We start from the raw sequence: 25,110 nt of genomic DNA on the forward strand, positions 1-25,110 counted from the left end.
AAAGACTTAATAGAAGGGATTGAATTGGCTATGTTAGAAGTTACTCAAAAAGATATTCGCAATTGGTTTACTCACTGTTGCTACTGTACCTCATAAGTCAGAGAATTGCTATATTATCCGTGTTAGTGAAAAGAGAAATTACCGTAATAATAGACGAAACAGGGGATAAGAAGAAAGGAAAAACGACAGATTATGTGAAAAGACAATACATCGGAAATATCGGAAAAGTAGAGAACGGGATTGTGAGTGTCAACCCATAATGGGTTGATTGAAGGTATGACCATCCCGTTAATAAGCGAGTTCTACAAACCAAAAGAAAGATTAAAAGAAGGAGATATAGTCATTTCAAATAATTGTGAGACAAGTGAAAAATAAGGTAAAATAAGGAGAAACGAGCAACCCATACAGAAAAATGTCCTATAGTCTAGACTTGAGAAAAAAGGTAATCGATTATGTAGAGAATGGAGGAAGCATAACTAAAGCTGCCGCTCTATTTAAGATAGGGAGAGCAACAATATATAGATGGCTGAGTAGGGAAGAAGGGTCAGCAACAAAGGTAAAACACCGTCAGAGAAAGCTGGACTGGAAAGCACTAGAAAGAGATGTCCAAGAAAATCCCGAAGCAAGATTAAGAGATAGAGCCGAGAAGTTTGGAGTGAGACCAAGTGCCATTTGCTATGCCTTAAAAAAAATGGAAATCACCAGAAAAAAGAAAGAACTTCGTTATAGAGAAAGAAACCGAGAAGAAAGAATAAAATATTATAAAACCCTGAGAGAATTGATTAAAATATATGGTGGTAAAAGCCTTGTATTTATTGATGAGTCTGGGTTTGAATAATTTCAAGACTGTCTTTATGCCTGGTCAAAAAAAGGGAAGAAAGTCTTTGGAGATAGACAAGGAAAACGAGGAAAAAGAGAGAACCTTGTTCCTGGGAGAAGAAAGGGGAAAAAAGACTTGATTGCACCAATGATATTTACGAGAAGCCTGACTGCGGAAGGCTTTGAAGGCTGGTTATCTTTATATTTATTGCCCTCTTTAACCATGACATCAATATTAATTATGGATAATGCACCAATTCATCGGAAGACAGTGATTAGACAACTGGTAGAGGAAGCAGGTCATCAGGTAGTGTTTTTGCCAACATACTCTCCTGACTTAAATGATATCGAGCATGATTTTAGTGCATTAAAGAGAGCGAGAATGTATGCTCCTGTGGGTACATCCCTTGATGAAATTATTCGTACTTATTGTGTCGCCTAGCGTCTCGTTCTTATTTGAAATAACTATAGAATATGCGGTAGCGATTCGGAGCAACCACTCGTTACTAATGGGACCTGGGCAGAGAGTCCGAAGAAATCGATGGCATATTTTTGACCGTATTCATAGTGATGGAGAGAGAGAGAAACGGTATATTAGAGAGATAATTTGGGGAAAAAGAAGGAAGTTAAGATACTGGGAGATCACGACAGATAAAGAGACGATATCCGAGGAAACGACCTGGTATGTCATGACGAGAATCGAGTGTCTAAGTGGGGTCTGCTGAAAAAGTTTTTCCTGGGGGTAGGAGTCGGTCGTCTCCGAGTCAGTAGCCGGTCGTTTCAGGCTTTGTTGCCCTTGTTTTTTGTACCAAGCGATGTACTACAAGAAGGATAATGCAAGGTTTTTGAAAGTCCCAATCCTATTTTCTTGCACTAACATCGGACTTTAACAGGTCAAAAGCTTTATTTTAAAAGGGTTTTACCATTATTCAGCCAGCCCTAAGTGTTGAAGAAGTGGGCAATATTTACGGGGAGAGGACGTGGGTAGAGTACGGTTTCCGGCAAAGTAAAAACGAATTCGGATGGTCAGATTATCGTCTAACCCATTATAGCGACATCGAAAAATGGTGGGAGCTAGTCATGAGTGTGTACCTAATGGTTAGCCTTCAAGGGTCAGTTTTTCAAGAGCGAGAGCAAAAAGAAAATCGGTCATCCGACCAGAAAACGGCCAGAGCAATTGCGAGCACTCATCCTTGGTGGTCTCTAGGGAAAGGAGGTCAAGATAACCTAAACAATATTCGATTATTTATTGAGCCTTTCGGTTACTTGAATCGTTTAAAATCTTGGCTCTGTGTTTTCTTTACTCCTCGACTAATTCACTACTTTTCTTTTCTATATACCCAAATTAATCGATTTATCAATTCCCTATTAGAGTTCGTTTTTCCCTGTCATTTCTGTCTTCCCGTTCCCTAGAGTGACAGAAGAGGGATATAAACGCCAGGTAATTGAAACGAGTGGTAGCTTGCTATCCCAGCTTTTACCCAAATCTATTCATGCTGTTACTGCTAAAGGGTTTGAGCTTAAAGTAATGCTTTTTGTTCTTGCTTTTAGTGTTAATCTATGGGTGGCAACTTAGGTTATTTATTTGCATAACAATTCCCGAAGAGCCATAAAAAATCTAGGTAGTTGTGATTTTGATTAAATCTTTCTCGCACTTGATAATAATAGTTTGCTCCTTTTTCTTTGAGTAAGTTGCCATTTTCTTCGAGTCGAGAAATTCTTTAACAAGATTAGGGTTGATCTGCTGATTTTTTAGGTCATTGTAGAAGTTAATTATATGAATATTGGCATCAGCAAGTAAGGCCTTTTTGGGTTGTAAATTAAAAGCTACCACTTCCGAACCACAAAAGGGTTCTATCCAGCGATCAAAGTTTTGATGATCTGCTAAACTTTTGATTGATGATACCAGTTTATTTTTGATACCTTGACATTTAATCGGGGGAACAATGACGGCTGTTTTCATTAAAAACTAATAGAGAATTAAATGAATACAGCGGGGGAAACATTGAAAATCTCTCCTAAAATTTTACCTTGAGCTTTACTAATCGATCGCTTGCCATTAACAATCTCAGAAACCACCCCCTTAGAACCAATTTTACCAACTAAATCAGCTTGTTTCATGTTGTTAGCTCCCATTAAGTGTAATAATACTTCCTGCGGTGAAGCTGGTTCGGGTTGAGGTTGTTTGGCATCAAAATCCTTAATAATTGTCGCCATTAATTTAACCATCGCGGTTTCTTCTGGTAGTCGATCCTGTTTACTAATTAGATTAAGCAGAAGATGACGAGCTTGCTCATATTCTTCCTCATTTTCAATAATCTTGGGTTGAAATTTAGTCAACAGTTGATTATCAATATTTTGGTCAAGTGCTAGGGTCATTGTTTTTAGGGGTTAGACTGAACTTTTTTGGTGTGTTACTACTTAACTTAAATCAGTGATTTTAACCAACCGTACCAAGCATCTAAACCTTCTCCTGTGGTAGCGGAAACTTGAAAAACTTTCAGATTGGGATTAACTTGATAGGCGTAATCTAAACAGCGATCGAGGTTAAAATTAACGTAGGGTAGTAGGTCTATTTTTGTCAAGATCATGACTTGAGAAGCGTGGAACATATAGGGATATTTAATCGGTTTATCCTCCCCTTCGGTGACGGAAAGAATGACGACTTTGGCATTTTCTCCCAAATCAAATAAAGCAGGACAAACTAGATTACCGACATTTTCGATCATGACTAAAGAATTCATCGGTGGATCGAGTTCGATTAATCCTCTCTCTACCATTGATGCTTCTAAATGACAACCTGTTCCAGTGTTAATTTGGATAACCTGACAACCGGTTTCACTAATTTTTTGAGCATCATTAGCTGTAGCTTGATCTCCCTCAATGACACTGATAGGAATAGCGGTTTTTAAATCGGCAATTGTGCGAGTTAACAGGGTAGTTTTTCCCGAACCGGGGGAAGAAACCAGATTAAGAGCAACAGTTTTTCTCCCCTTCAACCAACCGCGATTTTGTGCCGCTAATAGATTATTTTTTGCCAGCAGATTTTGCTCAACTTGGAGAATATTACCATGAATTTGAGCGTGAATTTCCGCGGGATGATGGGGATGCTCATGCTCGTGATCGTGATGGCTATGACTAATAACAGTACCATCGGCTAAAATATGTTCATGGGTTCCCGTTTGCGGATTAGTTACCGTTACTTCCGAGTTATCAGAACAACCACAGGTTACACACATAAGGATTCTGTCTCCAACGATTTGAGATTTAATTCTTGACCCTGTAAAATGACTATATTGCGACTACCACATCGATCGCAGATGCCGTAGGGATATTCTAGTTCTAGCTCATTTCCGCAATCTTGGCACTGTCCTAAACCAGAAATTTCCAGAATCTCTAACATCGCCCCCTCTATATTAGTACCTTGACAACAGGTATCAAAACAAAAAGCGATCGATTCTGGCATAATTGCCGTTAGTTTACCAATCTCCAACACCACGCGCTTAACTTTCATTCCTCGCGAATGTTCTAAAGCAAGTTCAATAATATTTTGGGTAATTCCTAGTTCGTGCATTTTCAGTGATCAGTTATCAGTGATCAGTGATCAGTTATCAGTTATCAGTTATCAGTGGGGAGCATCTCACTTTGGCCATAAGTAGAAATACTTAATAAGATCAATAAAAAAGTTAAAAAAGAGAACCATTCAGATAGGCACAACGATGACGAAGGACTTGCGGTACATTGCCAGAATTCCAACTCGCACCAGTAATTTTGAGACGAAAACCAATTTGTTTCACTTGAGATGACCCGGAGCCAGAACCAAGAGAAATCTCCTCTTTCTGAAAATAATCATAATTGATAATTCGATGTTTATGCTTGTTCAAATAAATGATAAAATTCTCAACTTTTGGCTCTCTCGGGTTTGGTGGGTAAAATGTATTCTAAGATACAGTTCTGCTGGCGAGCCAGTGGAACGAACCAGAAAGACACAAAGGACACAAAGATCGATCGCTCCTATATAAGTTAAACTGGTCGCAACGCGCTCGCTACGCGAGATCACACAAAGAATAAGAGAGCCAACTTTTGAACCTGAGCATCCCTCAAAACATGAGATAGAATCTTTTACTTTACCTTGCCAGAGAAGAGACTTGACCTCCTCTATTCCCTGGAATGACTCCCCAACTTTATAGAGGTTTTCCATTAAATGATACCAGTCCAAAATCTCAAGGCGTTGCTCTTTTTCTCCTATCTCACGAAATAAGTTCCAGATACCATCATGCCCATCCCCTAAACAAACTAAAGGATTAGCCAAAACTTGAGAATTCACGAAATCTAATAAAGCTGAGTTATCTTGAAAAAAGGCAGCTACCCCCAATTGGTGAAAACTCACTCCTTGATAATCACGCCCAATTAAGGGTTCCCCCTTGGCAGTTCTGAGTCGTACCTTCCCACCATCTATGCTCATTTCTTCCACTTCTGTGTTAGAGGATAATTCTTCAAAATGATAGCGATGTACAAGGCGTTGCCGCGTGCTGTGAGAAACAGCAATTCCTGTCAATGATTTGATTTTCTTCTCTGCTTTTTCATCTCTATTCATCGCCGCTCAGTAGTAAACAGTGCTTCTCTAAGATATGACTCATCTGAGTTCGAGGCTTTATTTCTAATCTCTTTGCTTGTTTTTCTGTAATGGGTAATTCCCCCAAAATACTTTTTACTGTTCGGAGCCTACTGCCAGTTTCTTCGGTACTTGTTTTGACAAAAAAATACCGATTTCTGGGTTGACATACTGAATCATTAAGTCTCTAACCGTTACCTCTATTTCTCCCAAGTTATTAATTTTTTTAACTTGAGATTGTTTATAGAGACATTCTGCCAACTCTTGAGATAAGTCTTGAATCCTTTGTTCATTTTCTGATCACTCGGAATATACTGTGGTTGTGACATTGCTTTTCTCCCTTTCTCAAAATTGCCACTGTCATACAGGGTGGCAACTATAGCTGTGGTCATCACTTCCGCATCGCTGATCTGTTGCTGTGAATCCTCTTGATGATTCATGGCTTTGAGAATGTCGTCACAAAGGCAATAAATCGCTATAATCTCATCCTTCATTTTTTTGGCTGCTACTCGTCTTTTATCTTTTGTAGCAGCTTTTTTTGCTTAATCCCATAGGTAGCAACCTAGGTTAACTATTGACTAATAGCTATTCTCGGCGGGGGAATCAAGATTCCTTGACTCTCTTGGCTGCTAATGAGTTGAAGCCTTTGTCACTTTCTGATAACCCTCAGACCGACTAACTGTATACTAGGCTATAAGATTTGCTTAAAAATCTTCAGACCATGCCGAACTATTGACAGTACAGCGATCGCCAAATATGAATCAAGGCATAGATTTACAAGAAAGTTTCATTAAATCCCTAACAGACTTGGGATTAAGTGGAGGACTGGCTAAAGCGATTTGGATGCCTTTACCCATGTTCCTGATGATTATTGCCGCCACAGTGGGGGTTTTAGTCTGCGTCTGGTTAGAAAGAAAAATTTCCGCCGCCGTCCAACAGCGTATCGGGCCGGAATACGCAGGACCCTTGGGCGTTTTACAACCGGTCGCCGACGGTCTGAAATTAGTCTTTAAAGAAGATGTCGTCCCCGCTAAAGCTGACCCTTGGTTATTCCTCTTCGGGCCGATTTTGGTGGTGATGCCGGTGTTTGTCTCCTATCTCATCGTCCCCTTCGGTCAAAATCTGGTGATTACTGACCTAAACGTAGGTATCTTTTTATGGATTTCCTTGTCCAGTATTGCCCCCATTGGCTTATTAATGGCGGGTTATGCCTCAAATAATAAGTATTCCTTACTGGGAGGCCTACGGGCGGCGGCGCAATCGATTAGTTATGAAATTCCCTTGGCTTTATCGGTATTAGCGATCGCGATGATGTCTAATAGTCTCAGTACCATTGATATTGTCGAACAACAATCCGGTTATGGCATTTTAGGCTGGAATATCTGGCGCCAACCGGTGGGGTTTCTGATTTTCTGGATTGCCGCTTTAGCTGAGTGTGAACGTCTGCCTTTCGATTTACCTGAAGCGGAGGAGGAATTAGTCGCCGGTTATCAAACCGAATACGCGGGGATGAAATTCGCTCTCTTTTATGTGGGTTCCTACGTTAACCTCGTGCTGTCGGCCCTAGTTTTCGCCGTCCTCTATCTTGGCGGTTGGGAATTTCCTATCCCCGTCAATGCTTTGGCCGGCTGGTTGGGAGTTAGTGAAACCAATCCTTGGCTACAAATTATCACCGCTTCCCTAGGGATTACGATGACAGTATTAAAGGCCTATTTCCTCATCTTCATCGCTATTCTCTTGCGTTGGACCGTACCCCGGGTTCGCATTGACCAATTACTCGATTTAGGCTGGAAATTCCTCCTACCGGTATCTTTAGTTAACCTACTACTTACCGCCGCCCTAAAACTAGCTTTTCCCTTTGCTTTTGGCGGTTAATTTCCGTTTTTGTCCTGTTAACCTACTACCCCTCTGACCATCATGTTTAACATCCTCAAACAAGTCAGCGATTACGCCAAAGGTAGCATTCAAGCGGCGAAATACATCGGCGAAGGTTTATCCGTTACCTTTGATCATATGCGTCGTCGTCCGATTACCGTCCAGTATCCCTACGAAAAGTTAATTCCCTCGGAACGTTATCGGGGTAGAATTCACTTTGAGTTCGATAAATGTATCGCTTGTGAAGTTTGTGTGCGAGTTTGTCCGATTAATTTACCAGTAGTGGATTGGACTTTTAACAAGGAAATTAAAAAGAAAGAACTCAAACACTACAGTATCGATTTTGGGGTCTGTATTTTCTGCGGTAATTGTGTGGAATACTGTCCGACTAATTGCCTATCGATGACCGAAGAATACGAACTAGCGACCTATGATCGTCATGAATTAAACTATGATAACGTCGCCCTAGGCCGTTTACCCTACAAAGTCACCCAAGACCCGATGGTAACACCTCTGAGGGAATTAGGTTATCTGCCTAAAGGTGTCATCGAACCCCACGATTTACCCGCCGGTAGTCAACGCGCTGGTAAACGTCCAGAAGAAATTACCGATTAATTAGCAGTTAGCTATCAGCCGTCAGGATTTGGAAATCTAACAGTAATAACTGATAACTGATAACTGATAACTAATAATTAATAACTCTCAAACATAAAAGGAGATGAAACTACTGTGAATTTAGCCGAGGGCGTTCAAATAGTATCTTTTGGCATTTTAGCAGCCCTAGTAATCGGGACAGCTTTAGGCGTGGTACTATTATCTAATATCGTTTATTCCGCCTTTTTATTGGGTGGTGTTTTTATCAGCATTTCGGGTTTATATCTCTTACTAAATGCTGATTTTGTAGCGGCGGCACAAATTCTAATTTATGTGGGTGCGATTAACGTTTTAATTCTCTTTGCTATTATGCTTGTTAACAAGCAAGAGGACTTTTCTGATATTCCTAAACGTTGGATTCGTCAGGCATCTACTGCTTTAGTTTGTGTGGGTTTATTTGTGCTGTTATCGACCATGGTTTTAATCACACCTTGGTCAATTTCTAGCACTTCTCCCGCAGTAGTGACTAATACTTTAGTAGAAATCGGTAAGCATTTCTTTAGTGATTTCTTGCTACCCTTTGAATTAGCTTCCGTGCTATTATTAATGGCCATGGTCGGAGCAATTATTTTAGCTCGTCGTGACCTTATCCCTACCCTAAAAGCTGAAGAACCTACGGCCACAGCTTTAACATTACCCGAACGACCTAGAGAATTAACCGCCCCTAAATAGGAGAAAAGAAAGAGGTATCATGCAGATTCAGTTAGAGTATTATTTGTTATTAGCGGCGGCTTTATTTTGTATCGGAATTTACGGTTTAGTCACCAGTCGCAATGCTGTCCGGGTTTTAATGTCGATCGAATTGATGCTCAATTCTGTTAACATTAACTTAATGGGTTTTTCCAACTATCTTGACCCCGCTAATATCCGAGGCCAAATTTTTACTATTTTCGTGATTACCGTAGCGGCAGCCGAGGCAGCCGTGGGTTTAGCGATTATCCTGACTATCTATCGTAACCGCGACACCATCGATATGGAACAGTTTAACCTGCTCAAATGGTAAGGTTTTAAATATTTACCCCCCCTCTCTCCCTTTTTTGGGGAGAGTTTTTTTTGGCTAATTTTCCCTGTTAACGGGGATAAATCTCGGTGACAACTCGATCGGGGGAGCTACTGGTAACAACAATGTTATTATCTTCTAACGTGCCGATCGCTTTATCGCCAGTGAGATTAAATTTTGGTTCCTGTTGTTCATAGATAATATTCCCCTCGGCCTCGACAATTTTTTCCGACATTTTCCAAGTTAAGATCTGACTATACAATTGCGCCCCAGTTTTCTGATTAATTCCCTTAACCCCATCCTTGAGATAAGCGATACGATTGCCTAATTCCACCACTACACGATTACCAGTAATAGTGATTTGATCTTGATATTGAAAAATTTCCGTGGGGCGATCGGAAGTTAGGCTACGATTTTGATAGTTCCAAATTGCCTGAGAACCAGAAATCTGTAAAGGTGGTTCTAAAGAGCGATATTCGAGGTTTTCTTGCAGGATAACCTGATTATTTTTTCTTTCCCAACGACCGCCGATAGCAGTAAGGCGATCGATAATAGTTTTATCAATATAGCGATCAAAAGCGACTTTTTGATCGGTACTAATGACCTGTTGAGGAATTTCCCAGTACAGGCGCTCGGTTTGCAGGACGACACGAGATTCCTTGGCGGTAGCCACCACTTGACCTTGTAATTCTAGTTTTTCTTGGCGCGTGTCGTAGCGTCCTTGGCGGGCCTTGGCTTCTAGTTGTAGATGACTACCTTTGATCCCTTTGGGGGAGATTAAAATACCTGCCTTGGGTAGCCAACGCAATTCCGGCGCGTTAATAATGGCTTTATTGCGGGGATCTACAGCCACAATATTATCTTTGAGGAGAATTTCCTGGCCTTCCTTATAGACTTCACCGCGGTCAGCACTAACCTGTAAAACTACTTTCCCATCTTGATAGATATTACCCTTGATATTTTCCAGACGGGCAATTTTTTGGTCTTGGGTGTAGGTAGCTTTTTTGACTTGAATTTTCCAGAGGGGTTGTCCCGAGGGGTTAGCCTGTTCTAAGGTGGCATTATTGAGAATTAACCGGCCATTTTCCTCAATTTTAGGCGATTCTGTCGGCGAAATTTTCGGCGGATCGGGAGGTTGACAGGCCGTTAATCCCAGCAAACCGATTAGAAGGGCAGCCCCGCGCCCAATTGATAATTTTAATTGTAACCGCTGCCTCAATTTCGATCGCTCCGCTGCTATTTTCTCTCCTCCCAGTGTAGGGTAAGGGGTCGCCCCTTGACCGGTTGAAAGTAGTTTAATCGCTAGTTTTGCTGGGAAAAACCCCCGGTTGAACGGTGAGAGTTTGTTGTTTACCCCTGCGGTTAATCTCGATTTCCAGATTACCACCGATCGCACTGGTTTCTACACCTTGCTGCACATCGGCGGCGGTTTTAACGGGGTTTCCTGCCACAGTTTCGATGATATCACCCGCTTGCATCCCGGCTTTTTGAGCGGGGGAATTTTCCACCACTCGCAGGACGATTACCCCTTCATTTTGGTCAATATTAAAGTTTAATTCTTTAGTTTCGTTCAATTGCTGCCGTAATTCTGGGTTTAGCGTCACCATGTGGATACCGATGTAGGGATGTTCCGCTTTACCCTTGCTAGATAGCTGTCCCGCCACTTTTTGGGCGGTTTCGATGGGAATAGCAAACCCTAAACCCTGAGCATCGGCCCGAATTGCCGTATTAATGCCGATAACTTCACCCTTGGCGTTCAGTAACGGGCCGCCGGAATTGCCGGGGTTAATAGCGGCATCGGTTTGGATAAAACGAACCCGTTTATCGGGAACCCCCACTTCGCTGCTAGTGCGTCCTAGGGCACTAATAATGCCCACCGTAACAGTATTATCCAGGCCTAGGGGATTGCCAATTGCGATCGCCCACTCCCCTGGTATTAAAGTTTCGGCCTTACCAAAAGTCACCGTCGGTAAATTTTTCGCCTCAATTTTCACCAGGGCCACATCGGTCATATTGTCAACCCCCAGGACTTTACCCTGATGGGTTTGACCGTTTTTCAAAGTCACTTTTACTTGGGTTGTCCCTTCCACCACATGGGCGTTAGTTAAAAGTAGTCCATCTGTACTGATTATAAACCCAGAACCAGTTCCTCGTTCTAAATGCTCCTTGGGAATCGGCACTTCATTACCAAAAAAGCGCCGAAAAAAGGGCTGTTTAAATTCTTCGGGAATTTGGTCGGCCACTTCCCGGGCCGAGTCAATCCGCACCACCGCCGGCCCGACTTTCTGCACGGCCTGGGCGATAAAATTAACATTACCGTCGGTTTGGGTAATAACAGGGAGAGAGAGAGAAGCGGGGAGGATTGCCGGCGGTTTATTTACCTCTAGGGGTGCTTTTCTGCTTAAATACTGATTTCCTAGCACACCCACAGTACCGCCTAGGGCGAGTAATCCCAGTGAAATCCCCAATCTTGTCAATAAACCCATAAGCTCTAGCCCTAAAATGTCGTGTGCGGTAGAATCGGCGCAAAACTTACCTATATTATAGGCTGTCTTTTTCAAAGACGAACCCCTGGGGCAGATAAAGGCTTTTTGTATTTGATGGCAGTGGCAATCACTTTGATTAAGCGTTTCTCATCAAGGTGAAGTGTAACGTATATTTGGCATTGTCTCCGCGCTCTGGTCTGCTGACTCCCCAAAAAGAAAATTTCGTATTCTACTATTAAGATAACTGCTGTAAGAATACTTCCCTGTAATCAATTAGCTAAAACTTAACTCAGGCGCTACATTTTCTGGAAATCTATTGACTTGGAATATTGACAAAATTCTCGAAGCGTAATATGATGTTTTCAAATATTTCAAGGCTGAGTTTATGAATGATAATTTAAGGCTGGTTAATACACCTGAAGGTAAGTTTTATTGTCTCGATCTGAAGATGGCTAACTTATTGGAAAATCTGCGAGATTTGGCGAGTGTCTATCCCGGAATCGACGATAAAATGATTCATCCAGGGGATGTTTGCTTTGATATTGGTGCCAATATTGGCACTTTTTCAACTTTAGCAGCCCGTTTATCATCCCCTGAAGGACGGGTATTTGCCTTTGAGCCTTGTCCAGAAACTCATCAAATTCTCTTGGAAAACCTGCGATTGAATAATGTTTCACATTTAGTACAAGTACAAACTGATGTTATTAGCGACAATCAAAAAAAATTCTCTATTAAAAAAGCTCCTAAAAACATGGGAGCCACCCGATTTATTGAATCGTCAGAGGTGGAGGGAGAACTCTTTACTTCCACAACCTTAGATTTGTGGATAGAAAATAATTTGCATCTAAAACAGTGTGATTTTATTAAAATAGATGTGGAAGGAATGGAGATTAAAGTTCTTCAGGGAGCCAGGAAGACCTTAAAACAGTATCACCCCATTCTATATATTGAGGTTTGTTTACCCCATTACGAAAAATATGGATTTAAAATCGAGCAATTGCAAGAATTTTTAGCAGAAATTGGCTACCATTTCTTTCGTTATTTCGCTCCTGCGCCTTTTCTAACTAAAGATATACGTCGCCTCCATTCTCTTAACCAAGGTTCTTATTTTTATAATTTAATCGCCATTCACCCTAGCAGTCCTCGCTATCCTCAAAAATACAATTCTACACAAGAAGCTTTCCTGTTTATGATTGAGGAAAAATCAACAATTACTTATAGTGAATTACGCAGAAAATTTCCGATCAGAACTACAATTAAAAAACTTGTTAGGGGAGAAAAAAAGCCAGAATAAACTGAGATTTACCCCAACTGCGAAACTAATTAGGGAACTTACCCTGTTAACCGGTCTTCTTTTAGGGGTAAAATCACGAAACAGCTATGAGAATCTCAGTTCATGCAATTGTTTGATCGCATCCGTTTAGGGATAGCCGTAGCGGTGGCTAAAACCGTTACTGCTGTGGTTAAAGGACTCCGTTTAGGGGCTGCCAGCGTCTTGCCGGGGGAAATTGCCCGTCGTCTCCATCCCCGTTTGTTACCGCTACTCTGTGGGCAAGTCCGACGGGGGGTAATTTTGGTGGTTGGCACGAATGGAAAAACTACCACTTCCCTACTGCTAAGAACTATTCTAGAGCGTCAGGGGGCAAAAGTTACCCATAATACCACTGGGGCGAATTTAATTAATGGTTTAATCACTGCTTTATTAGCCGATGCCAATTTATTCGGCACTTTAAAGGCTGATTATGCCATTTTAGAAGTGGATGAAAATATTCTCCCTTTGGTTTTAAAAGATTGTCGTCCTCGCGCTATTTTAGCTCTAAATTTGTTTCGCGATCAACTCGATCGCTATGGGGAAGTGGATACGATTAGTCGCCGTTGGCAAGGGGCCATATCTCCCCTACCCACCGATACTTTAGTGATTCTCAATGCTGATGATCCGACCCTTTCCCATTTGGGTCAACAACTGCCCCAAAGAGTTGTATATTTTGGCTTAAGTGAGCCAGAATTATATCTGGAAGAAATTCCCCACGCTGTCGATTCTATTTACTGTCCTAAATGTGGTGCTTCTTTGGATTATCGGGGGGTTTATCTCTCCCATTTAGGGGATTTTAGTTGTCCTAGTTGCGGCTTTAAAAAGAGTAGTCCTGCTTTTCATAGTCAAGATTGGCCGCAGATTTTAATCGGTGTTTATAATAAATATAATACTTTAGCAGCGGGGTTAGTAGCCCAGGAATTGGGGATTAAAGATCGAGAAATTTTTGAGACAGTTCAGGGTTTTAAAGCGGCTTTTGGTCGAGCGGAAGAATTAGAAATTGAGGGTAAAAAAGTTAGGATTTTACTGTCCAAAAATCCCGTGGGTATGAATGAAACAATTCGCGCAGTGGCTGATATTTTACAGAAAGAAAAGTCTTCTACTACTCTCTTAGTTCTCAATGATCGCATCCCCGACGGTACGGATGTTTCTTGGATTTGGGATGTGGATACGGAAAAATTAACCCGTTTGGGAACAACTTTAGTAGTAACGGGCGATCGACTTTATGACATGGCTTTGCGCTTACAATATAGTCAGGATAGTCTCGCTTATCCCGTTAATTTAATTGTTGAATCCGATCTAAAAAAAGCGATACAAATTGCCCTTAATAACACCAAAAATGAGGAAACTTTACATATTTTACCCACCTATTCTGCTATGTTAGAAGTACGAGAGATTCTCACGGGCCGAAAGATTTTGTAGAAATTAGAAAAGGGGGACATAAGCGCAAGCTTACATTAGCTTTTTTTGTGATACTAAATCCAGTTATTAAAAACTGATTATTGCTTCTCCGTTTTGCATTAGTGCCTCTCTTGATATGTAGCCCATACTCAACGGATTTAGTATTACTTCCGATTTTATCACTCAATCCAAGCCTTTGGGGGGTTCTACCCCCCAAACCCCCCGTTGGGGGCGTGGCGCCGCCCCCAAACCCCCCGCGCATTAGTTTTTCGGTGGGATGCTTACACGCAGCTGCTAATACATCTGTCATAATTTAAGAGTCGCTCCACTTGCAGGAGTGCCTCTCCTGATATGTAGCCTATACTCAGCGGATTTAGTATGAGATGCTTACACGCAGTTGTTCATATATTTGTAATAATTTTTGATATTTCTACAAACTTGAGATGCAGTCCGTCTCTTATCCCCCATTTCCCCATTCCCTAATCCCCTAAAAAATTATGCAAGAACTAGAACTAAAAATCGGCTGGTTATATCCGAACTTAATGAGTACCTACGGCGATCGAGGTAATGTTATTACTATCCAAAGAAGATGTCAATGGCGTGATATTGCTGTGACAATTATTCCCCTAGATGCTCAAACAGAAGCCGAGACATTTTACCAAGTAGATATAATTGTTGGGGGTGGAGCGCAGGATCGGCAACAGGAGATCGTTATGCGCGATTTACAGGGGAGAAAAGCAGCGGCGATGAAAGAACAATTATCGGCAGGAATACCGGGGGTTTTTACCTGTGGTTCCCCGCAATTATTAGGGCATTATTACGAACCAGCTTTCGGTCAAAGAATCGAAGGATTAGGATTATTAGACCTAGTAAGTAAACATCCCGGCCCCAATGCAAAACGCTGTATCGGTAACGTGGTTTTTGAAATTACTGCCTCTCCCTTAGCGGAGGAAATAAAAGCTATGACTGGGGAAAAACCGCTAGTAATTGGCTTTGAAAATCACGGGGGTCGTACCTATTTACAGACCGTTTCTCCTTTAGGAAAGGTGATTACTGGCTACGGAAATAACGGAGAGGACGGTTATGAAGGGGCATTTTACCACAATGCGATCGCTACCTATGCTCACGGTCCCTTACTACCCAAAAATCCCTTTTTAGCCGATTGGTTAATCCAAAAAGCTTTAGAACAAAAGTATCAAAAAGCCGTTTTTTTAACAAAACTTGATGATTCTCTGGCCCTGAAGGCACGATTTGCCATGTTTGAACGACTAGAACTAACCGGCGTGACCAATAAAGCCTAAACTGGTCATATACACTTATGGCAGGAGATAGTCAAACTAGCCATTAAGAATTTTAATTGTGGCAGCTTATGAAATTATGACTGGAAAAATTATCGAGCGTCAAACGGCGGGGTTTCTCGTCCTCATCATCCCCCTAGCGGTGCTAATCATCCTTGTTTTTACCGCTTGGCCATTGATCCTACTTGTCTTCCTCTTAACTCTGGCAGTCAAGGTGTGGCAAGACTATCGCTGGTCAAAATTATCGACGGTGATTAACCCCTATTTCAATCAACTTTTACAGGACAATCAAGGTTGTCTCACCCCGATTGACCTATCGGCAAAAGCCAATCTCACGGCCAAATTAGCTAGACAATTTTTAGACAAAAAAGCTGAGGAATTTGGAGCGCAAAAAAAAGCTGTAGGCGATCAGGGTATGGCCTATTACTTTATCACCGCCAGTACCTTGGGTAGTATTTTTGATGAGAGTGACCCCTCTTTAGAAGAAATAGGGGAAAAACAAATTCCCGCGATTACTGCCTCAAGATCACCTCTGACCAATTTAGAGCAATCCCAGGAGGCTAAATCCCCCCTGATTGTGGCCGAGAAAAGCGAAAATTCTGTCCAGGAGGTTCCTGTTATTTCCTCCTCCCAACCTCTGACTAATTTAGGTAAATTATTTGAGGAAAAAGAGGAAGAAAATACTGCAGCGATCACTGTTCAAGAAACGGTAATTCAAGAACTGGAGGAGATAATTAATCCTAGTTTGAACAGTTCTGACAGTTCTTTATCCCAATCAGAATCAGAAGTTAGGGAAGAATCTCTAACCACTCTATCTGAAACCATCTCATCAATGAGTTTGGCGGATTTGGCTAAACGTTTAGGAGTTACCCCGGCCGTTTTGGGTAGAAACAAGAAAAATAAATCCGAAACAGAATTTGCCGATTGGAGTCGCATCAGAGATCCCGATGGTATTGCTTGGAAATTTGACGCAAAAAACTCCTTATTTGTGGTTAGCTAATAGGTAATTTGTTTTGTTTTTTAGACAGGCATTGAGCCTGTCTTTTTTAGATCGAGGATTTAGGGAGATGTCAGCACCAGAGCAGTACCAGAATACTCGACTGGAGGCTCCTTCTCTAAAAAAATTAAGGGAACGGTGAGTCCCGACAACATTGGATCACGCTCTTCGGGGATCGCTCTGTAACTGACGTGGTTGCTTTAATGGACTTGAGATGATTTGCCTACCGCTCTCAGCCTGCTTTCGCCGCAAATCATCGCAAAGGGCATTAGTATTGTATTGATTTAACTCAGGCTCTGTAAGACTTTTAGTCATAGCTAGTATATTTATATGGGGGAAGTTCAGTTATATTGCTAGTATCGGGGATTCGGGGCAAAATAAAGGTATGCTTCCTCAAAGCTGCTCCCAAGAATATCGACAGGGAACTCTCTAATTTTTCAACTTTTTAGGCAATATGTCTTATCCGCAAAAGCGATTCGTGATGGTCTGTCAGCATTCTTCCTGTTTGATCCAGGGTGCGTCCGAGCTTCTTTTAGCTTGGCAAACGGCAGCTCTCCCAGAAGATGTCATCGTTAGGACCAGTGGTTGTCAAGGACAGTGTAGCACTAGCCCCACGCTGAGAATTATTCCTGAAGAAACTTGGTACTGTCGTGTTAAACCAGAGGATGTCAATCAGATTGTCGAAGAACATTTAAAAAACGGTCAACCAGTTGAGCGTTTACTCCATCCACGCATTCACCCTCAATAGACCTCTGGTAAAAGTCAAAAATTGTCCTGATAGGTTAGGAGTAAGTAGTCAGTAGTCAGTAGTCAGGAGAATTAAGAATGAATAATAATCAATAAATGGTTACGGAAGAACCCTATCGGCTCTCCCTTACTTATGGTTATCAGAAAAAGTTATCTGAGGGAGGGCTTATGCCTTGGCCCCCACATAACAACTAATATGGGGTAATTTAGGGGCGCAATGCTTGCACCCAATATGTGACATTAACAAAAAGCTTACACAATGATGTAGAGAGAGATCATTTTTTTCTCCTTTGTCTTTTTTTCAAGTCTAACTTTCGGCTCTTCTCTACTTTGTGTGATAAGCACTGATTATCATTCGTAGGAGTCTTGCTAGGCAAGGCTTTGAAGACTATATTTCTTTGACATCCTCACCGCCGGGGCCGGACGGTGATTCCCTGCAGATCAAACAAACTTAATTGAACGATCTTCGGTTGGGTTGACGCTTCACGGGATGATGCTTCTTTAACAGAAGTCTTACACTTTCCTCCACGCCCGTTTAAAGTCTCCGATTGTCCACCGGCGACCTTGATATTAATTGCGGCGTTTACATCCCTATCATGAAAAGTCCCACAAAAAAGACATTCCCACTCACGGATATTTAATGCTTTCTTACCGCCGATATTCCCACAACAGGAACATCGCTGAGACGTTGGCTCCCAGCTCGAAATTATCCGAAAATCACGCCCATATTTATCAGATTTTGCCGATAGCATATCTCGGAAAGAACGCCATCCTAAATCTGATATGGCACGAGATAACTTGCGATTTTTAACCATTCCCGATGTGTTTAAATCCTCTAAAATTATCGTTTGATTTTCACGAACAACTCTAGTGGATAGTTTCTGCAAGAAATCAGTGCGAGTGTCTTTAATCTTTGCATGGATTTTAGCTACTCGTTTCCTAGCTTTTTCCCGTCGGTTACTTCCTTTCTGTTTTCTAGAAAGGTTTTTCTGTGCTCTTCTTAGTCGTTTTAATCGTTTCTTTAGCGGTTTCGGTGCGTCTATCTTTTCCCCTGTTGAGAGGGTAGCAAAGGTAGCAATCCCTAGATCAATTCCCACTGACTCCCCATTATCAGGAAGTATTTCGGGCTGAACCTCGACGACAAAACTAAGAAAATAGCGATCTGATGCGTCTTTAATCACGGTGACACTAGAAGGTTTAGAAGGTAATGGACGACTCCAAACGATTCTTAAATCACCGATTTTTGCTAAAGTAACGCAGTGTTGGTTAACGGTAAAACCATTATCGGTAAATCTTGCTGATTGTTTAGATTTACGTTTTTTAAACTTGGGAGGTTTGACTTTCTTTCCTTTTCTCTCGCCCTTACAAGATGTAAAGAAGTTAGAGTAAGCAGTCTCTAAGTCTCTCAAAGACTGTTGTAAAGGAATAGAAGAAACCTCGGTTAACCACCGTCTTTCTTCTGTTTTTTTGACTTGAGTTAGTCTTTTAGATAACTCAGTATATTTTGGCTTTTTCTCCCCTTGTCGATAGAGTTCTTGGCAGTAAGCTAAAGTATCGTTCCAGACAACACGCACACACCCAAACAACTGAGACAAAAGCCTCTTTTGTTGGTCTGTTGGGTAAATACGGTATTGATACCTCGCTTTCATTGGGTTAAGATGTGTGTGTCTGTAGTCTATTCTAACTAGGTCTGTTGATAATGTCAAGTCAGTTGCGAAGAGAAAGAAACTCTGTTTCCGATCTAAAGATACACTTGGTCTGTGTGACAAAATACAGAAGAAAGGTTTTTACTGGTAAAAGCCTGACTTTGGTTGAAAACTCTTTTAGGGAAGTTGCGGAAAAAATGAATTTTCAGATATTGGAATTTAACGGGGAGTCTGATCACATACACGCATTAATTGAATACCCGCCGAAACTATCTATTTCTGTAATGGTCAATTCTTTAAAAGGAGTCTCTAGTCGTAGGTATGGACAAGCTGGATATCCTAAGCCATACGGGAAAGACGCTCTTTGGTCGCCCAGTTATTTCGTCTCTTCTGTAGGAGGTGCGCCTCTGGAAGTTCTTAAGTGCTACATCAAAAATCAGGAAAAGCCGTCGTAAAACGACGGGGTTTTAACCCAAATTTTCGATAAGTTAGCTAAAAAGGCAGATAAACCTTACTGTTCCAGTGTTCTGGCGTTCTCTGTTTCCTTATCGACCTAGACCAATTTAGATGCGGGGGTGGCTTATTAGGTCTAAATCCAGAGTCATTGACCTAATAATGGAGCTATTTTAATACTCTTTTGCTACTAGGTCAACCCATTTGATACTAAATCCTGTTTAAAAGGCATAGGATATCGGGGAGCAGGGAGAGGGGAGCGGAGCTGCGGAGAAACAATCCATAACTGGGTTTTTAAAGTTCGATTGGGAGTTAATCATACTATTAAAAACGGATTTGGTTTGAGTGCCTGTGATTTCAATCTAGAGACTTAATTCGCAGACAATACATTTGTCCTAAGTTATTGGTTTCTTGTGGGTATTTCCGAAAAAAAGGGGTTTTAGCCCCTTTTTCTGGATTAGTTAGTTATTTTTTCGGCGATAACATCATCATCATGTTACGACCTTCTTTTTTTGGCGCTTGCTGTACCTCAGCTACATCCTCTAAATCTTTGGCCATGCGCGCCAGTAATTCTTCGGCTAGGTTAGAGTGTTGAATTTCCCGGCCTCGGAAGGTAATCGTCGCTTTTACCTTATCTCCCGCTTTTAAAAAACGTTGCGCTTGGTTGACTCGCACGTTGTAGTCATGCTCATCAATTTTATAGCGCATTTTAACTTCTTTTATATCGGCTGTATGCTGTTTTTTCTTGGCCTCACGGGCTTTTTTCTCCTGTTCAAACTTGTATTTACCATAGTCCATAATCCGGCAAACGGGAGGATTTGCCGTTTCACTGACGAGGACGAGATCAAGTTCCTTTTCTTCGGCCACGCGCAAAGCTTCGGCAGGAGTAATAATGCCTAGTTGAGAGCCGTCGCTATCGATAACGCGGATTTCAGGAAAGCGGATTCTTTCGTTAATTTGGGGGAGATCGCGAGTAGTGCGTCTTTTATCTATCACAGGCGTTCTGGGTTATCTCTATTCTGGTTAATTAATCGACTGGAGTTTACAAAATGATTTACTTGCTATTCTACCTACTCGATCGAGTTTCTTGGCCAATTGTTAAGATTTCTTGCAATGTTAATTTTTAGTCGTCGGCCGTCAGCCGGCGGCCTTGAGCTAGATAAGCTGTTATGCTTGGGCTTTGTTAGACTAAGATTCCATACTCTCAGGAATTGATTCGGTAAGGTGCGTTCCCCCTGGTCGATTAGTTGCTTAGTCAGAGTTGCAGCAGGGAACGCTATTAGTAGGAAAGGATCGGGCGAAAGTTGAGAAGATTGTCCAGTATGGTGGAATTCGCCATGAAACTTCCATTCCCCTTTGAGAATTTGTTGAATGCCGCGCTGATATTTTAATATTACTTATTGCCTAAAACTAGGATTACTTATATTAGACCTCTGGCAAAAATCAAAAATCTGACCTTAGATGAGGAGTCTCCGAGCCAGTAGTCAGTAGTCAGGCTTCGGCCGTGAGCTCAGGCTTCGACGGTGAGCTCAGCCGAACCGCCGAACGGAGAATTAAGAATGAGCATTAATCAATTAAATGCTCTATTTAGGGATTTTAGGCAATTTTATGCCTATTTTTCTCATTTTTGAACTCTATTAAAGTTCATGGCTTTAAATCCTTTGATAATTTTGAAATGGAATTTACGCCCCTTACTGCTGGGGTTAACGCCGATGGTAAGAGTAATTTATGTGATGCTTGGCAATTGTTGGTGCGGCTGGCACAAGTCGATCTGAAGAAGGCTTTGAGCGAGTAACGAGGACATCCTAGCCAACTTTTTACCCAATATGACGAGGACGACTACGCCACGGAAAGGGAATTTATAGTTGAGATGTTAGTCAATCGCCAGGTAAAAGATCCTTGGGGTGGAGAAGTCGATCTTAAATAGGGTTGGCGGCAAAAAGTTTTTCGTGGGGGCAGGGGGGGTGTAGGGTTTTACCGATTTTGAGGGGGTCAATTATACCATTTTTCTTTATTCTTGGCAGGTATCTTACCCCCTCTTGCCCCCCCGACCCCCCCGATGTCGGGGGGGCAGGGGTAGGGCTGATTCATTCTCTAGTTTGATTCCTTGTTTGTCTGTCTTCAATCGCTTACGGGGCAAGCAAAGCAAGGCATTTTAAAAATTTTTCAGATATTTGTTCTGAGAAATTGACTGAAAACCTTGCCAGATAAGGATTTGATTGAATGACATTTGCGAGAATGAAACGACCCTAGGGGCAGGGGGGGGGGGGGGTTAGGGCGATTAACCATCTCTGCCATTACTTATGAAAAATGGTATTACCTAATTTTCAGGGAAAAAGTCCCGGAATTTTCCCCCCGATCACTCCCAGATCTGGTACTTTTTGATTGACCAAAGGTCTAAAAGTCTTACCCAACAAGGTTTTTAGATTTATTCAGCCAGCCCTAAATATACCTGGACTTCCCCGTTGACAAAAGGCCATAACATCTGCTGTAGGAGGAGAATTTTGTCCATTAAGAAATGTTACAAATTACCTGGGTACATTAAGAAAAGTTAACGGGTGCATCCATTGATGGATAAGGGTTTTCGGCTCTTGTAGTAGATATGTATGGGGGAAGTTCAGGTATACAATTTTTCAAAAGTAATGGCAGAGGCTGATTCATTCTAACAAATCGCAAAGCCTGAACCACTTGTTATCAAGCCATCTTTGCCCCTTTGTAATGGATAAAAAGCCTAAACCTCTGAAAAGATTTAGAGCTATAGTTTGGAGAATTGACAAATTACTAACAGCTTGAAAGTCAGTTCAAGGTAAAATATCTTCCTTAAAAATTACGTCTTTTACCCAGTGCAACTGATTTTCTATGTTCCAATGACCTCGGATTTTTCGAGCAAAAGTCTGATCACTTTCTACAAAATTACTAATGTAATAGGCACAATTATAATACTCTTCTCCCCCTCTTTTACCATACCTTTCCACCTTAATATAACTTTTAATGTGTTCCCAAACACTATTAAAAGGATGAGTTACATTAAAGACTGATGTTAGTCTGATTAGGTCTCGTCCATGACTTTTGTCGTCTTCACAATCAATGCTCACAGGCTGAGAATTTTTTGTCACTTCCTCCACGGGTTTATATAAATTTAATTGATTAACTTTGAGAGTTATCAAATAGTCATTATTATAATCAATAATCTCGTGGAGAGTAACTCGATTAGAGTGGAAAGCATCTAGAGTAAAAATTTTCTCTGTTAGCTCTGTATTTCTTACCATATCTTGAACTTTATCAACTTCTGAGCTTTCTTTATTCTCCCATCGCTCTAGGTGTAATACTATACCTGTTTCCTGACTAAAGAAAGAAGCAAACATGACAAAATTCTGGGTTGCATCATCGTGATTGATAACGTTACTTCTCAGGCTTTTGCCATCAATAGCGATCCAATCTAATCCCTCTTTATTCTGATACTCTTCCCGTGCCTATTCGTTAAAAATATATAAGATATCTGAACAATTTAATCCCATTAAAACCCTTCTAATGGTTGAATAAGAGGGAACTTTTTTCCTAGGTAGTTTAAAGTATTTTGTTAATAAGGCTTGGTTGTATTTAGCCAAGTCACCGATAGCCCTATAGCTAGTATAGGACTGCATAATTGCCGGGATAATGACTAAAAGTACGACCCATAGCTGGTGTCTTTTTCCAGAACTTTTCCGAAAATCTTTTACTTTCTTGAATTTTTCGATTAGCCTCTGCATAGTATAAAAAGATAAGCTAAACATTCCTCATTTTACATGAGTTTGTTCACCTTACTTTTTTTTAGTCTTCGAGAATGAATCAGCCCTACCCGACTTCGGGGGGATATATAGCGGTTTTCAGTCTAATAAAGTATAGTAAATCCCTTGATAGATAGGCGTTTCAGCGTTTCAATCGGGACTCACTTCTGTGAAAACCGCTATAAGTAGTCGTGCCAAATTAATTTCCTAGTCGAGACTGGGAGACTGCGAGACTGGGAGACCCCGAGACAGCGAGACCCCCAGACAGCTATCAGGGATCGGATTTGAGTTTTCAGTTCACTGTTTACTGATCACAGCAAAAGGCTGACGGCTGAGAGCTTAGATGTGTAATTAATTTTGCTTAGGTACTTATGGATATTCTCCACAAAATGTTACATTAAATGTTACATTAAAGGTTGAAACTTGATTGTTAACTGGTTTAAAGGCCAAAATTAGCAGTGAATGGCCATATATCGCCAGATTTAAACCCAAACGTGCATACCATGATGAGTGCAGAACCAAATAACTCAGCAATTTTCGACGAAAACCAAGAATCCTTTTCTAATTCCCCTGAATCTCTTGCCAACGAATCAGAAACCAGTGTCACCGATGAAGCCAAAACGGTGACGGACAAGGCCGCCTCTAGTGAGGAATTTTCCCTTCTAGGCGCCATGACTATCGATTTTCTACAAGAGGAGATCGACACTCTCAAGCAGCAGTTAGAGGAGCAAACCCAACAGGTTGATGCCTATAAGAAACGCTATATCACTCTAGCGGCCGAGTTCGACAATTTTCGCAAACGCACAGAGAAAGAAAAAGAGGAACTGGAAACAAAAACCAAGGGCAAAACCCTGATGGAAATTCTTGGCGTGGTGGATAATTTTGAGCGCGCCCGTACTCAAATTAAACCGGCTAATGATGGCGAGATGGGTATTCACAAGAGTTACCAAGGGGTCTATAAAACCTTAGTAGAGAGTCTCAAGCGTTTAGGCGTTTCCCCCATGCGTTCGGAAGGTCAACCCTTTGATCCCACCTACCACGAAGCGATGATGCGGGAGTACACCGATGAACATCCCGAAGGCACGGTGATCGAGCAGTTAGTGCGAGGATACACTCTCGGAGAACAGGTTTTGCGTCATGCTTTGGTAAAAGTGGCCGCCCCCAAAGAGGCGGATCCTAACGCTGATCAGTCAGAATCTACTTCTATTCCATCCCAGGAATCGGTCTAAAATCCCGATGGGGATTAAACTGGTTTGAGGGTTAGGTATTAGCCGGTAGGGTCTGTATTCCCTCCCTATCACCTATCCCCCATCCCCGCTCAGAGACTTTTTCTCTCTTGACCGATTGATCTTTTAATTAAAAATGCTTCCATACCCAAGGCTTTTGCTCCTTGGTAGTCCTCTTTTTTACTATCGCCAATATGCCAAGCTTGCGCGGGGGGACAATCATGTTTTTGCAGGGCGATTTGAAAAATTTCTGGATCGGGTTTAGCGACCCCTGCATGGGAAGAAATCGTGATCGATCGAAAAAAATATTCTAAGCCTAATTCTGCCAAAACTTGGTAGATACGACTATCAAAATTAGAAATAATGCCCAACTCGATCCCCTGAATCTGCCAGAGTCTTAAAGCGGGAATGACATCCTCGTACAGCACCCAAGGCTCGGCCGTGGCAAAATGATGGTAAAGTTCGCCAAAAAAAGCCTCAAAATCGGGAAATCTTTCCAGATAACCTAAATTATTAAAAACTGCCCCAGTCAGCGATCGCCACCAGTGATACTCTAACTCGGGAATTTGTGCCGGTTCAACGTCAGGAAAAGCTAGGGGGGGAGAAGTGGGGAAAATAGCCGAGAAAGACTGTTCTAGACTCTCGGCCGCCACCTGTACCCCAAAATCCGCTGCTATTTGACTATAAATTGCTCCAACACTGCCTTTTACCCCAAAAAGAGTCCCCACAGCATCGAGAAAAATAACTTGCGGTTTCTGCATGAGAGTTTTGTTTATAACGGTCGAACTGAGGTTTTTAGGGTCAGCCCTTTAGC

General features: G+C 41.7%; 21 protein-coding genes and 7 pseudogenes. 15 read left to right on the forward strand and 13 right to left on the reverse strand.

What is annotated here, in order from left to right:
• Positions 1-110: 110 nt before the first annotated feature.
• The 3 pseudogenes from H6F92_RS18395 to H6F92_RS27225 form a co-directional block, all read left to right on the forward strand.
• A pseudogene (locus H6F92_RS18395) lies at positions 111-336 on the forward strand (transposase); the annotation flags it as partial.
• Positions 337-412: 76 nt separating this feature from the next.
• Positions 413-1,261: pseudogene (locus tag H6F92_RS18400) on the forward strand (IS630 family transposase).
• A 491-nt stretch (positions 1,262-1,752) separates the two neighbouring features.
• Positions 1,753-2,019, forward strand: a pseudogene (locus H6F92_RS27225) (IS701 family transposase); the annotation flags it as partial.
• A 418-nt stretch (positions 2,020-2,437) separates the two neighbouring features.
• On the opposite strand, the gene H6F92_RS18410 reads toward H6F92_RS27225, so the two are convergent.
• From H6F92_RS18410 to H6F92_RS18445, 7 genes and pseudogenes are all read right to left on the reverse strand, one after another.
• Entirely contained in the window at positions 2,438-2,782 is a 345-nt protein-coding gene (locus H6F92_RS18410) for a DNA adenine methylase (RefSeq protein ID WP_199308262.1), read from the reverse strand.
• Between the two features lie 17 nt (positions 2,783-2,799).
• A complete protein-coding gene (locus H6F92_RS18415) occupies positions 2,800-3,198 on the reverse strand; it encodes a helix-turn-helix domain-containing protein (RefSeq protein WP_190359015.1) in 399 nt (132 codons plus the stop codon).
• Between the two features lie 47 nt (positions 3,199-3,245).
• Positions 3,246-4,058 carry a hydrogenase nickel incorporation protein HypB gene (gene hypB / locus H6F92_RS18420; RefSeq protein WP_190359016.1) on the reverse strand — a complete coding sequence of 271 codons (813 nt, stop codon included), beginning with the start codon at positions 4,056-4,058 and terminating at the stop codon, positions 3,246-3,248.
• Entirely contained in the window at positions 4,049-4,393 is a 345-nt protein-coding gene (locus H6F92_RS18425; protein WP_002760536.1) for a hydrogenase maturation nickel metallochaperone HypA/HybF, read from the reverse strand. The genes hypB and H6F92_RS18425 overlap by 10 nt, the downstream gene beginning before the upstream one ends.
• A 112-nt stretch (positions 4,394-4,505) precedes the next feature.
• Positions 4,506-4,724 (reverse strand): annotated as a pseudogene (locus H6F92_RS18430) (ISKra4 family transposase); the annotation flags it as partial.
• A 131-nt stretch (positions 4,725-4,855) separates the two neighbouring features.
• Positions 4,856-5,716: pseudogene (locus H6F92_RS18440) on the reverse strand (ISKra4 family transposase); the annotation flags it as partial.
• Positions 5,635-5,928, reverse strand: a complete 294-nt coding sequence (locus H6F92_RS18445; protein WP_190359017.1) for a hypothetical protein — start codon at positions 5,926-5,928, stop codon at positions 5,635-5,637. The gene H6F92_RS18445 and the pseudogene H6F92_RS18440, both read right to left, overlap by 82 nt.
• Positions 5,929-6,190: 262 nt before the next feature.
• Between H6F92_RS18445 and nuoH the strand changes: the two genes are divergently transcribed.
• The 4 genes from nuoH to nuoK all read left to right on the forward strand — a co-directional run bounded on the left by nuoH (position 6,191) and on the right by nuoK (position 8,966).
• Positions 6,191-7,309: an NADH-quinone oxidoreductase subunit NuoH gene (nuoH, locus tag H6F92_RS18450; RefSeq protein WP_002762098.1), complete on the forward strand. Its 1,119-nt coding sequence runs from the start codon at positions 6,191-6,193 to the stop codon at positions 7,307-7,309.
• Positions 7,310-7,351: 42 nt separating this feature from the next.
• Positions 7,352-7,924: an NAD(P)H-quinone oxidoreductase subunit I gene (gene ndhI / locus H6F92_RS18455; protein ID WP_002733194.1), complete on the forward strand. Its 573-nt coding sequence runs from the start codon at positions 7,352-7,354 to the stop codon at positions 7,922-7,924.
• A 114-nt stretch (positions 7,925-8,038) separates the two neighbouring features.
• Positions 8,039-8,635: an NADH-quinone oxidoreductase subunit J gene (locus H6F92_RS18460; protein WP_002734810.1), complete on the forward strand. Its 597-nt coding sequence runs from the start codon at positions 8,039-8,041 to the stop codon at positions 8,633-8,635.
• Positions 8,636-8,660: 25 nt separating this feature from the next.
• Positions 8,661-8,966, forward strand: a complete 306-nt coding sequence (gene nuoK / locus H6F92_RS18465) for an NADH-quinone oxidoreductase subunit NuoK (RefSeq protein WP_197533180.1) — start codon at positions 8,661-8,663, stop codon at positions 8,964-8,966.
• Positions 8,967-9,033: 67 nt separating this feature from the next.
• On the opposite strand, the gene lptC is transcribed toward nuoK, so the two are convergent.
• Positions 9,034-10,182 (reverse strand): LPS export ABC transporter periplasmic protein LptC, encoded by a 1,149-nt coding sequence (lptC, locus tag H6F92_RS18470; RefSeq protein ID WP_190359018.1) that lies wholly within the window; start codon positions 10,180-10,182, stop codon positions 9,034-9,036.
• A 76-nt stretch (positions 10,183-10,258) separates the two neighbouring features.
• A complete protein-coding gene (locus H6F92_RS18475; protein WP_190359019.1) occupies positions 10,259-11,449 on the reverse strand; it encodes an HhoA/HhoB/HtrA family serine endopeptidase in 1,191 nt (396 codons plus the stop codon).
• Between the two features lie 385 nt (positions 11,450-11,834).
• Here H6F92_RS18475 and H6F92_RS18480 point away from each other — a divergent pair, with 385 nt between their 5' ends.
• From H6F92_RS18480 to H6F92_RS18500, 5 genes are all read left to right on the forward strand, one after another.
• Positions 11,835-12,743 carry an FkbM family methyltransferase gene (locus tag H6F92_RS18480; RefSeq protein WP_190359020.1) on the forward strand — a complete coding sequence of 303 codons (909 nt, stop codon included), beginning with the start codon at positions 11,835-11,837 and terminating at the stop codon, positions 12,741-12,743.
• Positions 12,744-12,845: 102 nt separating this feature from the next.
• Complete coding sequence (locus H6F92_RS18485) at positions 12,846-14,183, forward strand: Mur ligase family protein (RefSeq protein ID WP_002762109.1); 1,338 nt, start codon at positions 12,846-12,848, stop codon at positions 14,181-14,183.
• A 476-nt stretch (positions 14,184-14,659) separates the two neighbouring features.
• On the forward strand, positions 14,660-15,463 hold the full coding sequence (locus H6F92_RS18490; protein WP_190359021.1) for a type 1 glutamine amidotransferase: 804 nt from the start codon (positions 14,660-14,662) through the stop codon (positions 15,461-15,463).
• Positions 15,464-15,539: 76 nt separating this feature from the next.
• The gene (locus H6F92_RS18495) at positions 15,540-16,460 is read left to right on the forward strand and encodes a hypothetical protein (RefSeq protein ID WP_190359032.1); all 921 of its coding nucleotides are present in this window, start codon (positions 15,540-15,542) and stop codon (positions 16,458-16,460) included.
• A gap of 451 nt (positions 16,461-16,911) precedes the next feature.
• The gene (locus tag H6F92_RS18500) at positions 16,912-17,205 is read left to right on the forward strand and encodes a (2Fe-2S) ferredoxin domain-containing protein (RefSeq protein WP_190359022.1); all 294 of its coding nucleotides are present in this window, start codon (positions 16,912-16,914) and stop codon (positions 17,203-17,205) included.
• A 406-nt stretch (positions 17,206-17,611) separates the two neighbouring features.
• On the opposite strand, the gene H6F92_RS18505 is transcribed toward H6F92_RS18500, so the two are convergent.
• Positions 17,612-18,853, reverse strand: a complete 1,242-nt coding sequence (locus H6F92_RS18505; RefSeq protein WP_190359023.1) for an RNA-guided endonuclease InsQ/TnpB family protein — start codon at positions 18,851-18,853, stop codon at positions 17,612-17,614.
• Between the two features lie 50 nt (positions 18,854-18,903).
• Here H6F92_RS18505 and tnpA point away from each other — a divergent pair, with 50 nt between their 5' ends.
• The gene (tnpA, locus tag H6F92_RS18510) at positions 18,904-19,305 is read left to right on the forward strand and encodes an IS200/IS605 family transposase (protein ID WP_045359724.1); all 402 of its coding nucleotides are present in this window, start codon (positions 18,904-18,906) and stop codon (positions 19,303-19,305) included.
• A gap of 463 nt (positions 19,306-19,768) precedes the next feature.
• Here tnpA and infC read toward each other — a convergent pair whose 3' ends face one another.
• Positions 19,769-20,299 carry a translation initiation factor IF-3 gene (gene infC / locus H6F92_RS18515; RefSeq protein ID WP_045359727.1) on the reverse strand — a complete coding sequence of 177 codons (531 nt, stop codon included), beginning with the start codon at positions 20,297-20,299 and terminating at the stop codon, positions 19,769-19,771.
• A gap of 679 nt (positions 20,300-20,978) precedes the next feature.
• Here infC and H6F92_RS18520 point away from each other — a divergent pair.
• Positions 20,979-21,227: pseudogene (locus H6F92_RS18520) on the forward strand (AAA family ATPase); the annotation flags it as partial.
• 733 nt (positions 21,228-21,960) lie between these two features.
• On the opposite strand, the pseudogene H6F92_RS18525 reads toward H6F92_RS18520, so the two are convergent.
• Positions 21,961-23,052, reverse strand: a pseudogene (locus tag H6F92_RS18525) (ISAs1 family transposase).
• 524 nt (positions 23,053-23,576) lie between these two features.
• On the opposite strand from H6F92_RS18525, the gene grpE reads away from it, so the two are divergent.
• Complete coding sequence (grpE, locus tag H6F92_RS18530; protein ID WP_190359024.1) at positions 23,577-24,299, forward strand: nucleotide exchange factor GrpE; 723 nt, start codon at positions 23,577-23,579, stop codon at positions 24,297-24,299.
• A gap of 89 nt (positions 24,300-24,388) precedes the next feature.
• Here the strand turns inward: grpE and H6F92_RS18535 are convergent, their stop codons facing one another.
• A complete protein-coding gene (locus H6F92_RS18535) occupies positions 24,389-25,057 on the reverse strand; it encodes an HAD-IA family hydrolase (protein WP_190359025.1) in 669 nt (222 codons plus the stop codon).
• Positions 25,058-25,110: the final 53 nt, after the last annotated feature.

The sequence above is a fragment of the Microcystis wesenbergii FACHB-1317 genome (genome assembly GCF_014696875.1).
Lineage (GTDB): Bacteria > Cyanobacteriota > Cyanobacteriia > Cyanobacteriales > Microcystaceae > Microcystis > Microcystis wesenbergii_A.